Annotated in this window: 11 protein-coding genes; 3 read left to right on the forward strand and 8 right to left on the reverse strand. The window is 36.1% G+C overall.

What is annotated here, in order from left to right:
• Positions 1–4: 4 nt before the first annotated feature.
• Positions 5–958, reverse strand: coding sequence for a ribonucleoside hydrolase RihC (gene rihC, locus IGK27_RS07995; RefSeq protein WP_002383111.1), 954 nt, complete (start codon positions 956–958; stop codon positions 5–7).
• Positions 959–1,104: 146 nt separating this feature from the next.
• Here rihC and IGK27_RS08000 point away from each other — a divergent pair, with 146 nt between their 5' ends.
• A complete protein-coding gene (locus tag IGK27_RS08000) occupies positions 1,105–3,018 on the forward strand; it encodes a PfkB family carbohydrate kinase (protein WP_033626472.1) in 1,914 nt (637 codons plus the stop codon).
• A 118-nt stretch (positions 3,019–3,136) separates the two neighbouring features.
• Complete coding sequence (locus tag IGK27_RS08005; RefSeq protein WP_033626473.1) at positions 3,137–4,645, forward strand: helix-turn-helix domain-containing protein; 1,509 nt, start codon at positions 3,137–3,139, stop codon at positions 4,643–4,645.
• A gap of 316 nt (positions 4,646–4,961) precedes the next feature.
• On the opposite strand, the gene IGK27_RS08010 is transcribed toward IGK27_RS08005, so the two are convergent.
• The 7 genes from IGK27_RS08010 to IGK27_RS08040 form a co-directional block, all read right to left on the reverse strand.
• Positions 4,962–5,807 carry a hypothetical protein gene (locus IGK27_RS08010; protein WP_033626474.1) on the reverse strand — a complete coding sequence of 282 codons (846 nt, stop codon included), beginning with the start codon at positions 5,805–5,807 and terminating at the stop codon, positions 4,962–4,964.
• On the reverse strand, positions 5,800–6,327 hold the full coding sequence (locus IGK27_RS08015; protein ID WP_002403131.1) for a 5-bromo-4-chloroindolyl phosphate hydrolysis family protein: 528 nt from the start codon (positions 6,325–6,327) through the stop codon (positions 5,800–5,802). Before IGK27_RS08015 ends, IGK27_RS08010 begins: the two co-directional genes overlap by 8 nt.
• A gap of 286 nt (positions 6,328–6,613) precedes the next feature.
• Positions 6,614–7,333, reverse strand: a complete 720-nt coding sequence (locus IGK27_RS08020; RefSeq protein WP_002357140.1) for an MIP/aquaporin family protein — start codon at positions 7,331–7,333, stop codon at positions 6,614–6,616.
• 7 nt (positions 7,334–7,340) lie between these two features.
• Positions 7,341–9,170 carry a type 1 glycerol-3-phosphate oxidase gene (glpO, locus tag IGK27_RS08025; RefSeq protein WP_267589399.1) on the reverse strand — a complete coding sequence of 610 codons (1,830 nt, stop codon included), beginning with the start codon at positions 9,168–9,170 and terminating at the stop codon, positions 7,341–7,343.
• Between the two features lie 20 nt (positions 9,171–9,190).
• The gene (gene glpK / locus IGK27_RS08030; protein WP_002362033.1) at positions 9,191–10,696 is read right to left on the reverse strand and encodes a glycerol kinase GlpK; all 1,506 of its coding nucleotides are present in this window, start codon (positions 10,694–10,696) and stop codon (positions 9,191–9,193) included.
• 276 nt (positions 10,697–10,972) lie between these two features.
• Positions 10,973–12,439 carry a helix-turn-helix domain-containing protein gene (locus IGK27_RS08035; RefSeq protein WP_033626476.1) on the reverse strand — a complete coding sequence of 489 codons (1,467 nt, stop codon included), beginning with the start codon at positions 12,437–12,439 and terminating at the stop codon, positions 10,973–10,975.
• Positions 12,429–13,763 carry an FAD-dependent oxidoreductase gene (locus IGK27_RS08040; protein WP_033626477.1) on the reverse strand — a complete coding sequence of 445 codons (1,335 nt, stop codon included), beginning with the start codon at positions 13,761–13,763 and terminating at the stop codon, positions 12,429–12,431. Before IGK27_RS08040 ends, IGK27_RS08035 begins: the two co-directional genes overlap by 11 nt.
• A gap of 179 nt (positions 13,764–13,942) precedes the next feature.
• On the opposite strand from IGK27_RS08040, the gene IGK27_RS08045 reads away from it, so the two are divergent.
• Positions 13,943–14,299 (forward strand): hypothetical protein, encoded by a 357-nt coding sequence (locus IGK27_RS08045; protein WP_002365807.1) that lies wholly within the window; start codon positions 13,943–13,945, stop codon positions 14,297–14,299.
• Positions 14,300–14,309: the final 10 nt, after the last annotated feature.

Here is a 14,309-nt window from a genome sequence, read left to right on the forward strand (position 1 = left end):
TCAGTTAATTAACCGCTTTCATTTTTTCGACAACCCATTTTTGAAAAGCTTCAACGTTTACATCTATACAGGCAACGGCATTCGTGTTTTTATGATACTTCATTTTTAAATCCGCAACAGTAGCTCCCGCAGCTGGACCTTCCAAAGCAACTTCAATGAACGTTTCAGTTGTCTCAAATAATTCTGGTGAAGTTAAATAGGCAATCGCACAGACATCATGCATTTTCAAACCTGTAGTTAGACTGCCGCCTCTATAATGACGGAAAAGACCATAAAACATTTCCCCAACTCTACCAAGCGCTCTGATGGCTGTTACTTCATGATTCGTTAACACAGCTTGACTTGTAACATCTAATCCTACCATTGTTAGCGGGACACCTGATTGGAAAACAATTTGTGCAGCGTGTGGATCGACATACGTATTAAATTCGGCACTTGTATTTGTATTTCCCCTTGCTAATGAGCCACCCATCATGACGATTTCTGCAATATTTTCTTTGACTTCTGGATAGAGGGTCAGTAACAAAGCAATATTCGTTAATGCAGCAATTGGAACAATGGTCAAAGGAACATCACTAGACAGAATTTCTTTTCGCATAGCTTCCACTGCATGAATATCTAAACACGTAGAGATAGGTTGCGGAAACTCAAAGCCATCCATACCAGTCTCCCCATGAATCTCAGCAGAATCTTCCAATTGAATAAGTAACGGACAATTACACCCCTTGGCTACAGGAACCTTTTTCCCAAAAAAATCGACAAGTTTCAAGGCATTATTTGTTGTTTTTTCTACATCTACATTCCCTGCAACCGTCGTTATTAAGCGAACTTCTAGGTTAGGATGATTCAGTGCAATCGCTAAAGCTACAGCATCATCAATTCCTGGGTCCGTATCAATAATGATCGGTCTTTTCTTTGTATCCATTTTTCTTCCTCCATTCACATTTAGGAAAAACATTTCCGGAAACGTTTTCTTAATTTGAGATTAACAGCGCTTTCATTAAAAGTCAAGCAGAATTTCTAAATAATAAATAATTAGGCTTTTTCTTGACTTTCTGCTTTTAGAATGCTTACTATAAAAAAGAGTTCAGTGAAAGGACGAAAATGATGAATATTAAAGATATTGCAAAATTAGCTGGCGTTTCCGCTTCAACTGTATCCAAAATTATAAATAATAAAGATCAAACTATTAGTAAAGAAACCCGTGAGCGTGTCTTAAAAATCGTTCGAGATTACAACTACACACCTTACTCAGCAAATCTCGTCACAAATAGTACTACAAAAACCTTCGTGTTATTATTAAATAGCCATGAAACTTTTGAAGCTTGGGTTACGAGCTTTATTGATAAAGCTCAAGAAAATGGCTATAACTGCTTGATTTTAAATAGTCACGGTAGTTTAGAACAAGAACTGAAAAATATTACCTCGCCAACTTTAAAACAAGCCAGTGGCATTATTTGGGACCCAATCAATGAAAACAGTAAACAATACGCGAAATTTATAGAAGAATTAACGATTCCTTACTATTTCGTCAATCACTCAACTAACGAATTGCCTTCTCTAGCGAGGCTTTATGAAGAAGCTAGTTATGTTTTAACCCGAGAATTATTACAGAATAACCATAAAAAAATTAGTTATTTCGTCACTAACCCAAAATATAAAGAAGCAATTATTGCAGGCTATAAAAAAGCCTTATTTGATGTCAATTTACCCTTTAGTAAAGAAAATATTTTAACTACTATCCCTGCTGATTTCAGTAATCAGCTTATCACAGATGGGATTACGGGTATCCTTACTGATGACTATACCCAGGCTGTTTTTTTGGAACAGCTTTTAAAGCAGAGCGGTTTGCGAACCCCCGATAATTACTCTTTACTCGCAATTAAGCGAAAAATTGATCGTTCATTTTTACCTGATCATATTTCTTCCGTCTTATTAGATACAGAGACGTTTGGCAGCCAGTTAGCCTTATTATTGCTTAACAAACGCAAAGAAAAAACAGCCTTGATTAATGAGGCTGAAAAATTGGTGCTAGATCACAAAAATACATTAGGCATGTCTAGTGTTAATCCACATAGCAAAATGATTGTAGTGGGTAGTTTAAACGTTGATAATTATCTGTATTCAACAAATTTACCACATAACGGCAAAACAAATTTTTTGTCTAGCTATGCTAAATTTCCCGGCGGAAAAGGATTAAATCAAGCTGTTGGCTTAACCAAACTGGGCCATCAGGCCACCTTAATTGGTTGTTTAGGCTCAGACACAGATGCGAATTACTTATATAAAGAATTAGAAAAATACCACGTTACGACAGATGGTATCACACGTATTCAAGATACTGAGACTGGTCAAGCTTATATTTATGTTGAGACAAGCGGCGACTCCATGATTTCAATCTTACCTGGTGCAAACACAGCGCTTACGCCTAAAAAAATCGCACAGCAAAAACACCTATTTATGGATGCCAGTTTTTGTCTCATTCAAACAGAAATTCCTTTGTCTGCTGTAGAGAAAGCTTGTGAAATTGCCCAACATTCAGGCGTACCGATTATTTTAAAACCAGCTGCTATTCATCATATTCCAGTGAATATACTAGAAAAGGTTGATTTTTTCATTCCCAATGAAGATGAATTATTGGAACTTCAACCAGATACTGGTACATTAGAAGAGAAAGCGGCGTACTTCTTAGAAATGGGCGTAAAAAATGTCATTGTTACTTTAGGAAAAAAAGGCGTGTTATTAAAAACACCCCAAGTGTGCCGCTATTTCCCTGCAACAGAAAATATAGCTGTGGATAGTACTGGTGCCAGTGACAGCTTTATCAGCGCGCTCGCCTCCTATCTTTCGAAAGGTTATCCGACTGAAGCAGCCATTCAAATAGCCATTCAGGCTGCAGGATTTTCAGTTTCTAAAGAAGGGGTGATTGATTCTTTAGTTGATCACGTCACTTTGGAAAATTATTTGATAAAAAAAGAACCCGCTCTTTTTGCTCATCGTAACACCTGTGTCGACTGACACAGGTGTTTTCCTGCTGAATATCTTGTTATTTTCTCATAAACCAATGAGAATTGTTCTTTTTTATTACAATTTATTAGGCGAACTATTATAATAAAAGAGAAGTTATTACTAAGGAGTGAGTCTCATCAAAACACAAGATGCCATAAAAACATTTTTACTTTCAAAGAAAACACAAAAAAAATTGGCTGTCTTTTTATACTTAGCAAAACAAACGAACCTTGATTTATCTAGTGTTGCCCGAAAATTCGATCTTTCTACTAAAAATTTATCAATTTATCTTCGTGAAATTCAAGAAGACTTAGCAACCCTTCCTGAAAATACCTTAGAGATTCAGATCCATCACGGAAAAATTTCATTACATACGACTTCCAATGATTTTCTTTCCCACTATTTTTTATTATTTAATTATTACTGTGTCCATTCTACTGACTTCATTCTTTTTCAAGCAATTATCAAAAAAGAAAACAATTCTGTCTGGAAAGTGAGTCAAGAAACTAATTTTAGCTCATCTTACATTTACAAACGGTTAAATAACATTAATAAACTATTTGGTTTGTATGGAATTTCCGTCCATTTTTCCCCCTCCGCGAGTAAAGTGATTACAGGTTCTGAATTTCAAGTCCTATATGCTTTTCTTGATGTCTACTGGACCATCTTTTTAAATACCTTAGCCTTACCACGTTATACCTCTACTTATTTTGAAGATATACTGACGCAACATATTAAACCAGAAATTCTTGAACGCTTGGAACATGCTTCTCTACTAAAATTAAATTTACTTTTACACATCGCAAAATATCGCTTTCCATATACTTGTGAAGATGATCTCCAAAAAGAATTTGAAGAGCATCCTTATTTAAGGCTTTTCTCAGACTCAAAACAAACTATTTTTTGTTCCCAATCAAATTTTTCAGACGATCAACAGCGGGTTGTAGATATCATTGCACCCATTGCCATTGATAATTTTGATTCTGCAAAACGAGCCAAAGATCTACTAGCTGCTCTAAATGAAATTTCTTGCCCAGAATATTTCTACGTTGATTCTTTATTAACCAATTTTTGCGAAGTTTTTCAAATTCCAAAAATGCGTGAATTTGATCGTCATTACTTCTTACTTATTTTATTTAAAAATATTATCTATAACCAATTATTTATTTCGCAGCAACCAAATACCGCAATTCTAGATTTTTTAGTCAATAAAAATAGTACTTATCAAAAAGATTTACAGAAAAAAATTTATGCTTTTTATCGAAACTTTTCAGCGCATTCCCATTATCAGTTAAGATTTAAGGATCAGGAGAACCCAATTTGGACATGTGAATTGTTGTTACGAATTTATAAGCACTATAGTCCCCGCAAAAAAATTAAAATTGGTGTTGCATATTCTCGCGATTTTTACATTGCTAGCTTTATTATGATGAAAATCAAGCAAGCATTTAGTGAGGATATTATTTTTGAACGAACCGATTTTTCTAGTTGTGATATTGTGATTACTGACTATCCCTTATTTGATTTACCAAAAGAAATAGACCGAATTTACATTTTAGAAGAAGAATTAACCCGAGAAGATTGGGAACTAATTTTCAGTAAAATAAGTATCGCCATTTTTGATTTGCAATATTAAAACAAACACCACAAGCGCTAACTTGTCTCACCAGCCATAATGAAAACAAGCAACCTACAAACCACTTCTGCCAGTTTTAGTCTGACAGAAAATAGTTTGTAGGTCGCTTGTATATTGCTGTTCTTTTCTATGTTACCTTCAAAGACAATCTAGTAAGTGGGTACACGTCGTACTTCAGTCCTTAAAGTGCTACGCTTCCACCGCTGATCAGTTTTTAAGCCTGAGACAAAAATCCAAAGTGTTTTTTGTCTCAGGCTCTTACATTTTTTCAACAAAGATGTTACTAGGCGCTACTTGAAGCTGAAAACTATTTTCTCTATCGAGATTCCTCATCAGTAGACTCAAATTTAAAACTTTTTTCTATAAAAGCGACTTCTTTTGCGTATGTTTTTACAAAAGAAGAATAGTCTTTGGGATCTTTGACCTTTTCCAATTGGTCAACAGAGACTTCTAATTCAAATCCTGTCCCATCTTTAAAGAGATAATATTTTGAGATGTCTGTATATCCTTGATTCCGTTTTAAAATATAGCCGGTTTGTACATCAGCAATTTTATTAATTGGGTATGCTTTGATAAACTCTTTACTTGTATCCAAATAATCAGAAAGACTGTTGACAAGATTGCCAGAAAGGTACATACCTGCCGATGTATAATAGTCTCTTTTTTCATAAAAACTGATATTGCCTAGATATTTTGTATCTGGATACTCCTCTGTAGAAGGTAAAATTAAAAAGTTCTTTCCGCCACTGGTTTCAATATCGGCATCGCCGATAATTTCTATTTGATAGCCTTGATTAAATAAAAGTTTATTTTCTTCTATTGTGACTTTTAGTGGTTTTTCTAAATCAACAGGTCCAGTTGTGGTAAGTCCAGCTTCTTTTAAAGGATAAACATCTTCTGATGAAGCGGAGTAATCCCAATAATCATCTTTCTCCGCAAGATCAATATATACTATAAAGCCAATTGCTACAGCAATGCCTATCCAAATAATTTTTTTGTTCTTTTTTTGTTTTTTCTTTTTTTTCGTCTGTGGTTTTACCACTTTTTTATTGGAGTTAGGAAGTTGCTTTGCTGTGTCTGTTCTTGTGACAGGAAAAAACGACCATTTTGGCTTTTGAAAAAGCGCATCATATGTATCATAAAAATTCTTTTGTTTAGCCATTTTTTCTCTCCACTAATTTTTTTGATAAGGAAATTTCCTCAGATGCTTCGGAGACTAATTTTTCGTAATCATCTGTGATACTTTCCGACAACACTCTTATGGTACCTAAGATACCATTGGTTGCAAGTGTTATTTCTTCTGTTGACAATTTATCTTCTTTAATGCTTAAAAACCGTTCTGATGCTCGTAAAATCTCTGGTACCTTATGATATAAAAAATCACTAAAATGAGTAATTGCTTCAGGATACTTCACTAAGTGTTTAAAGATGCCCTTAGCGGAAGCAACACCCAGTTCTACTTGTTCAATTTTTTTTAAATTTCGTGACTTATTCGTTAGTTCGTTTAAATAAATAATTTGTTTTTTTAATTCGTCCATAATTCTTTGGTACATCTCTAGGTCACTGTCCGTTAGATGGTGCGTCGTTTGATATTTTTTTAGATTTTTTTTATAACGGAAATACGTACGACCATTTCTATAAATAACCCAACCAATGTACCCAGTCCCCACTAACAAAACCATTATCCCATTCAAATCATGCACTCCTTTTTAAATTAGTATATATTACTGAATAACACACTGTCCAGCTTAAAATTGACAAATAAGTATGAAATGTTACTCCCCCAATTACTTGTGCACTTTTATTGTATCATATAGGAAAATTGTTCTGTTCCGCATTTGGACAAATTGTCTAAATGTCTAAGGAAATCTTTTTTGGTTTAATATGTAGCAAAAAACACTTGCAAGAATTGATTACTTCTCACAAGCGTTTTTTATTGTCTAAAACAACTATTTACATTTCATTTTATTAAATAGTGAATAAATAAATTACTGCAGCTAATGAAGCACCTAAGATAGGTCCCACAATTGGCACCCAAGAATAAGCCCAATCAGAATCACCTTTTGTTTTCACAGGAATAATTTGGTGCGCTAAACGAGGTCCTAAATCACGTGCAGGGTTAATTGCATAACCTGTAGGTCCGCCTAATGATAGACCTAGTCCTAAGACCAAAATCCCAACAAGCATTGGGTTAATGCCAGCCGCTAAGTCGTTTTGAGAAAAGGCTAGTAAGCCAAAAACCAAGACAAATGTGCCGATAATTTCTGTTAAAACATTGGCTGGATAGTTACGGACAGCTGGACCAGTGGCGAAGGTTCCTAAAATAGCACCTTTGTCTTCTGTAATGTTCCAATGGGGTAAATAAGCTAACCAGACAACTAAACCACCAATAAAACCGCCTAGGACTTGAGCTACGATATAAGGTAAAACCATGCCCCATTCAAAGTTTCCAGTAATTGCCATCGCAACTGTTACAGCAGGATTTAAATGCGCTGGACTCATATACCCAGACATGTAAACAGCTAATGTAACAGCAGCGCCCCAACCTAAAGCAATAACGACCCAACCAGAAGCAAAGGCTTTGCTTTTCTTCAAGTTAACTGCGGCACAGACGCCATCCCCTAGTAAAACTAAAATCATCGTTCCGAAAAATTCACCGAATAATTGTGTCATCATCGAAGTTCCCATTTTTTCTTCACCCTACTTTCAAATTTTTTAAATCTGATTCTTCAATTACTTTTTCTAATGTTTCAATGTGTCGTGCTCTTTCTTCCGCTGTCCACTGATAATGCTGTGCCATTTCTTCAATGACTCCCGCTTTCACTTGGTCCAAACGATCACGCATAAATAATAAGTGGTTGGTCCGTCGCAATAAAAAGTCGACGGGTGTTAAAGCCATTTCTTCTTCCATCGCATAGTTTAAAGAGACAGTTTCTGTTAAGGTTAAACCAGGAATTACTTTGGCATCATCAATCATTTCAAAAACAGTTGATACGTTGGAGCCATATAAATGAGCTAAGTATAGTGCATCCTTTTCACTTAACCCTTTAGACACGCCATGTTTTGCCAACGCTTCTAATTCTTCGTCTACCGTTGCAGGGTTCAATTTCCCGCCTGAAACTGGATAGTTTTTAGAATCAATTAAGGTGAATTCTTTCTGGTATTCTTCTGCTAAGATGGTTTGAATCATTTTCATCGCACCTTCTGCCATTTTACGATAATCTGTTAATTTCCCACCAGCCAAAGTGAGCAAGCCATCCGCTGATCTTTCCAATGAGCTGCCTCGAGAGACAGCTGAAGGATTGACTTTATTTTCCACCAAACTGTCTTCCAGATGGTTTAGGACTTCTTCAATTTCTCGTTTATCTGTTTGATTTTTTTGGTATCTGTCAACGACATCAATGACTTCATCAATACTTTTATCTGAAAGTTTGCCATTGTTTCCCCCATTATAATCTGAGCCACCGTTAGCAGAAATTAAAGGTCGTAAGCCAGCCCAGCTGGCTTCGATATCATCAATTGTTAATTGCACCTCTGGATAACGATTATTGACTACTTCCAATAGGTAATCCACATCACTTTGTTCTACTGTTGGATGTTGAAAGTCTCCATGGTAATCTGTATCCGTCGTCCCAAAATATGTTTTTTCTTCTCTTGGAACAACGAAGACCATGCGGCCATCTTGTTTACCTGTATCAAAATACGTTGGTTGAGGAACATTTAAACGGCTTTTGTCGACAACTAAATGAACCCCTTTGGTTGGACGCATTTGTGGTGTAAATGAATCGTTTTTGGCTAAGCCTCTTAATTTATCTGACCAAGGACCAGTAGTATTAATTAAAACATCTGCGTGAATCTCAAACTGTTCATCAGTTAGTAGGTCCTTTGCTTGAATGCCAGTAATTTTACCTTCATCATTGTATAAAAAGCCCACCGCTTGAACCCGACTCACAGCATGTGCCCCGTCAGCTACTGCTTGTTTAATATTTTCAATAACTAAACGAGCATCATTATTTCGGTAATCTAAATAAACACCGCCACCTTGTAGACCTTCACTTTTTAGTTGTGGCTCACGTGCCAAAACCTCGTCTTTTGTCAACAGATAGTTGGCGTACTTGGTACCTGTTACATCAGCTAACTGATCATATAAATCCATTGCTATTTTGACAGAAAATAGATTAAATGTTGCATTTGGCTCATCATAAATCGGCAATAACATGGGATCCGCTTTAGGGATGTGTGGCGCAATGGATTGAACGACGGCTCGTTCTTTCACTGTATCTGCCACCACCTCCACGTCAAACGTTTTCAAATAGCGGATACCACCATGAACTAATTTGGTTGATCGTGAAGAGGTGCCCTCTGCGAAATCCTGCATTTCAATTAACCCTGTCTTCATTTTAGCGGCACTGGCTTGCAGGGCAACGCCTGCGCCAGTAATGCCACCACCAATAATTAAGACATCTAAGTGTTGTGTTTTTAAAGCGTCGATTGATTGTCGGCGTGTTTCTATTGAGAAAGTCATAGAAAATTCCCCTTTTCCATTTACTTATTTTTACGTTTGAATTGTTGGGTAGCTGCTACTGCTTGTTGCCAACCTTCATATAAATCTTCTCGTTCTTCTTCCGCCATAATTGGTTCAAATTGTTGTCCTTCTTCTTGGAATGCTTTGATTTCTTCTAAGTCTTTCCAGAAGCCAACCGCTAAGCCCGCCAAGAAAGCTGCGCCTAAGGCCGTTGTTTCTAAGTTATGGGCTCTTTGAACAGCAGTGTTTAAAATATCTGCTTGGAATTGCATCAAGAAATCATTGTTTGCTGCTCCACCGTCTACTTTTAAGACGGGAATATCTATGCCTGTATCTTCTTTCATCGTGTCAATAATGTCACGAACTTGATACGCAACTGCTTGAAGTGTCGCTTTGACAAAATCTTCTCTCGTGGTACCGCGTGTTAATCCAAAGACAGCCCCACGCGCTTGTGAATCCCAATATGGTGCGCCCAAACCAGTGAATGCCGGAACCACATAAACTTCATTGTGCCCTGTTGACGCTTTGGCTACTGCTTCAGATTCAGCAGCCGTTTGCAACATTTTTAAGCCATCTCGTAACCATTGAATCGCTGAACCAGCCACGAAGATACTTCCTTCCAAGGCATAATATACTTTGCCGTTAATGCCATAGCCAATAGTGGTAAGCAGATTATTTTTAGAAAGTTGAGGTTCTTCGCCAGTGTTCATGACAATAAATGAGCCTGTTCCATAGGTATTTTTAACCATCCCAGGTTCAAAGGCCATTTGACCAAATAAAGCGGCTTGTTGGTCACCAGCCATCCCAGCGATAGGTACTTCACTTCCGTAAAAATGGTAATTTTTTGTTAGTCCATACACTTCAGAGTTCGAAACCACTTTCGGTAACATCACTCGTGGGATATTTAAAATATCCAAAATTTCTTGATCCCAATCTAAATCATGGATATTAAACAACATCGTCCGACTTGCATTTGAATAATCAGTGACATGAGTATCTCCCGTTAATTTCCAAACGAGCCAAGTGTCAATTGTCCCAAACATCAATTCTCCATTTTCTGCACGTTCTTGCGCACCTTCTACGTGATCTAAGATCCAACGAACCTTCGTTGCTGAGAAATAAGCATCAATGATTAACCCAGTTTTTTCATGAATCATTTCGCTGTAGCCATCTTCTTTTAGTTGATCAGCAATAGGTGTCGTTTGGCGTGATTGCCAAACAATTGCGTTATAAATGGGTAACCCAGTTGCTTTGTCCCAAACAACGGTTGTTTCCCGTTGGTTTGTAATCCCAATTCCGGCAATATCTGTAGGTTTCACTCCTGACTCAATTAAAGAACCTGCAATAACGGATTGAACAGAATTCCAAATTTCATTGGCATTATGTTCCACCCAGCCTGCATTAGGAAAATATTGAGTAAATTCCTTTTGTGAACTACCAATTTTGTTTCCTTTTTTATCAAAAATAATTGCACGAGAACTAGTCGTTCCTTGATCAATCGCCATAATGTATTTTTCTTCTGCCATGATAATTCCTCCTAAACGTTTTTGAAATCGTTTTCTTTATGTCCCTATCTTACAAATAAAAGAATAACTAAACATGTCAAAAACTTTTTTTATTTAAAAAAAATTGAAAGGATTTCTACTAAAACCAACAAAGACAACGCTTTCAATAATACTTTTATTATCTCTAATTTTTCAATAAAAAGAAACATTTTTGTTTAAAAAAGCCTAATTTTCGACTTTTAATTGTAAAAAGGCTGGTGCGAGGATCAGATAATTTCTGTCACACCAACCTTTTGTTTATTTCTCCCGCAAGGTACGTATTTTCTTTTTTAATTGTTGCACATCATAGGTCGAACTTAATTCTGACAAAACATAGACTTCCGGTGTTCCTTGATAGCTCGTTTGCTGATAATTGGTCACAATTAAATCATATGTTTGTTCAGGCTGATACCTCTCCACCAGCGTGCCATTCATATTTTTAAGACTAAGCATTAATACTTGTGTTAACGCCGCTTGATAAAGAGCATCCATTGCTAAATGAATTCCAATTTTTATTTCACCAATCATTTTAAATTCAATTAATGCCAACACGCTTAAATATTTGACCAGAGAAAGTTCATGCAAACTATCTCCTGGTTGATACGTTTCATCAAAACAAGCTAAAGCTTTTTCTAATAACGTTGTTGAAAAAGAAGCTAATTCCCGACTAGATAATTGCTGTTCTTTTTCCCAGATATGGGCCCGATCAAAAACTTCCAATTCTCCTTTAAAAAAATACAGTTTTCCATGAATTTGTGAAAAATAGTAAGCCATGGTTTTCTCAAGAGTAGGTTCAAATTTATGGGGCCGATAATACAAGACCACATTTTCCAAGATAAACGTATCAGCTAAAGAAACAGCGGAACGACGTCCCCGAATTAAGGAATATTCATCAAAAGCTGATTCTGGTAAGACCGACATTGTGATTAGAAAAACAAAATGAATCATGCTTTCTCCTTCGTCTAATTCTAATGAATAGCGACTAGAAAAACGGAAAAACAATTGTCGAACTTGCTTAAATAACGGATCTTCTTTAAAATCAATCATTTTCTTTCTCAATTGTTGATATTTTTTTGAAGTGACCGCTAGGCGCTTTTTCGTAATACTCAACCAAAGGCTAACTTTTAACGCATTATGTTCATTAAAAGTAAAACCTAAGCCAGTCTCAATCCCTTCAATTATCCGTTTATTTAACGGGGACATCGTTTTTTTCTGGTGTGTTTCATAGGGAGTAATATACCAATACAACTGAAAGTAAAAGTAACGAATCTGCAATTCTTCTCCCTGTAGTTGTCCATTTTTTATTTGCAAATCAAAGGCGGCTAACAATTGATTGAGTTCCTTAATCTTTCGAAATAAAGAAGACTCACTAATCATAAATTTAGTCGTTAATTGAACAATAGAAAACTCTTTATTACGATATAAATAATCTAAAAGTTGAAATTTAAGAGACTCTTTTACAAATGCTTCAATTAAATGATTCAACGAAAAAAAATCCGATAAGGTGATTGATAGCTGCTGGCCATCATAAGTAAGCTGACAGTCCTGTCCAAAAGGTTTCAAAAAATAATGTAAATCCTCTAAGTCTTTTTCAAAGGAGGCTTTTGTGACTGCTAAAAATGTTGTTAAATCAGAGACTGAGCAGGTACCGCCTGCTAAGATGGTTTGTTGCACCGTTAATAATTGTCGCATCGCTTTCTTTTCCAATAACGTCTCAACTTTCATCGTTCTCTCTCCAATAAGCCGAAGCACCCATCAAATTTGTAATATCATAAATATTGGTTAAGGAAGGTTGATAAAAATAATCTTTTTGTAATAGGTCTGTCAGTGTCTGACCTGTTTGGATACTTAATGCTAACGTATTTATTTTTTCTAAACAATTGTTTTTTGAACAAAGCTGTGCCCCAAGGACCCGTTGCGTCACTTTATCATAGATTAATTTGCCTAAAATTTCTGTCCCATGTTGTAGAGGCGGCGCTGGCTGTCTAACAATTACGGAAGCAAGTGTTTGCGGAAAAAATAAACCTTCCGTTTCGGTTAGACCTGTACTAGCAAGGTAATAGTCCCCCACTTTTGTTCCCATTGTTCGCAAAGAGCCAATGAATCGGTGTGTTTTTTCTTCTAAATTGTTGGCGACTACTAAGCCAGTTCGTACCGCATTGTTCACTAACGGAGCATAAAAAGTTTCCGCGACTGGTTCATTCATAACTGAAATGCAATCTCCGATGGCAAAAACATTTGGCACTGAAGTTTGTAAATAAGCATCCACCGCGATTGTCTGATCCAGATTTCGTTGAATTTTTTTATCCAAATAGGCTAATTGAGGATGTAAGTTTAAAGCAAAAATCCCACTGTCACAAGAAATTTTCTGTTCACTTGTTTCAAGAACAATACCATTTGCTGTTTCTTCAATTCCTAGGACCGTTTCTTCAAAATGGAAAATTACTGCTTGTTTTTCCAAAGATTTTTGAACTTCTGCGACCATTTCTTTATCAAAATATTTAGGCAATAGATTTTCCAAGCTTTCAAAGACATGGACCGTTTTCTTCATTTTCACAAGAAAATCAATAGCTTCCATTCCAATGGGTCCTGCACCAATGACGGCTACTGTCTGGCTCTTTTCCAGTAATGGAACAGCCGCTAAAGCACCTGATAAAAATTTATATTTGAGTAGTTTTTCTGTTTGACTACCACGAATTTGCGTGGAAAACTGGCTTGCGCCTGTCGCTAGAATCAATTTATCATAAGAATACCACTGTTGCTCTTCCTTTTGTGCCCAAGCAATCAATTGGTTCTCAACATCCATTGCCACGACTTCTCTATTTAAAAGCAACTGAATCTTTTGACGACGTAATTCCTCTTCCGTTATGTAACGTGCTTCGTGTAATTCATTGATGGTATGATTAAAATACGCACTTAAGCCACCAGATAAATACCCCACTGTTGCTTGCTTGTCAATTAAAGAAATTTCTGCTTGGGGATATTTTTTCCTTGAAGCAATTGCTGCGGAAATACCTGCGAATGATGCACCAATAATCACAATTTTCATTTGTTTCCTCCTCTGTCAGGACCTATTATACTTCTCTCAGTTTATCATGATTAAAAAGAATGCTAAAGCAACAACTATAGTTTTCCCTTAAAATAATTATTTTTGCTGAGCGCATTGCTTTTCAAGCACTTTCATTTTCATTTATAATAAATGTTACTACTGTTAGAGGAGGAGTTTTCATGTCTGCAACGAAAGAGCAATTGGAACTATTTTTATTTTATTTATCTGAAACCCATACAAAAAGTTTATCTTTACATGACTTAGTTACAAGTCGACCACGCCCAGAAGAAGCGCGTATTTTATTAAATATTAACGAGGTTTTCACTTACTACCATAGCGCTCGTGTTCTCTACACAAGTGTTCCTGCTCTTGAAAACAACAAGTCTGAGCCTTTTTTCCAAGCCTTCGAAAATTTTTATTTTGAATTAAAACAACATTTTTTCAATGAAGAAGATGAAACCCATCAATTGAATGAACGTCTAGAGGAAATGAAAATTGCCTTTGAACAATTGACGGATGACTACAATGTTCTATAATAGAAGAGAA

This window comes from Enterococcus sp. DIV0236, from assembly GCF_050558525.1.
GTDB lineage: Bacteria > Bacillota > Bacilli > Lactobacillales > Enterococcaceae > Enterococcus > Enterococcus faecalis.

What these genes read in the sequence shown, in the direction of transcription:
- rihC (WP_002383111.1), bottom strand. Translation starts at nt 958, where the DNA reads ATGTTTTTCCTAAATGTGAATGGAGGAAGAAAAATGGATACAAAGAAA.
- IGK27_RS08000 (WP_033626472.1), top strand. Translation starts at nt 1,105, where the DNA reads ATGATGAATATTAAAGATATTGCAAAATTAGCTGGCGTTTCCGCTTCA.
- IGK27_RS08010 (WP_033626474.1), bottom strand. Translation starts at nt 5,807, where the DNA reads ATGGCTAAACAAAAGAATTTTTATGATACATATGATGCGCTTTTTCAA.
- IGK27_RS08015 (WP_002403131.1), bottom strand. Translation starts at nt 6,327, where the DNA reads ATGGTTTTGTTAGTGGGGACTGGGTACATTGGTTGGGTTATTTATAGA.
- IGK27_RS08020 (WP_002357140.1), bottom strand. Translation starts at nt 7,333, where the DNA reads ATGGGAACTTCGATGATGACACAATTATTCGGTGAATTTTTCGGAACG.
- glpO (WP_267589399.1), bottom strand. Translation starts at nt 9,170, where the DNA reads ATGACTTTCTCAATAGAAACACGCCGACAATCAATCGACGCTTTAAAA.
- glpK (WP_002362033.1), bottom strand. Translation starts at nt 10,696, where the DNA reads ATGGCAGAAGAAAAATACATTATGGCGATTGATCAAGGAACGACTAGT.
- IGK27_RS08035 (WP_033626476.1), bottom strand. Translation starts at nt 12,439, where the DNA reads ATGAAAGTTGAGACGTTATTGGAAAAGAAAGCGATGCGACAATTATTA.
- IGK27_RS08040 (WP_033626477.1), bottom strand. Translation starts at nt 13,763, where the DNA reads ATGAAAATTGTGATTATTGGTGCATCATTCGCAGGTATTTCCGCAGCA.
- IGK27_RS08045 (WP_002365807.1), top strand. Translation starts at nt 13,943, where the DNA reads ATGTCTGCAACGAAAGAGCAATTGGAACTATTTTTATTTTATTTATCT.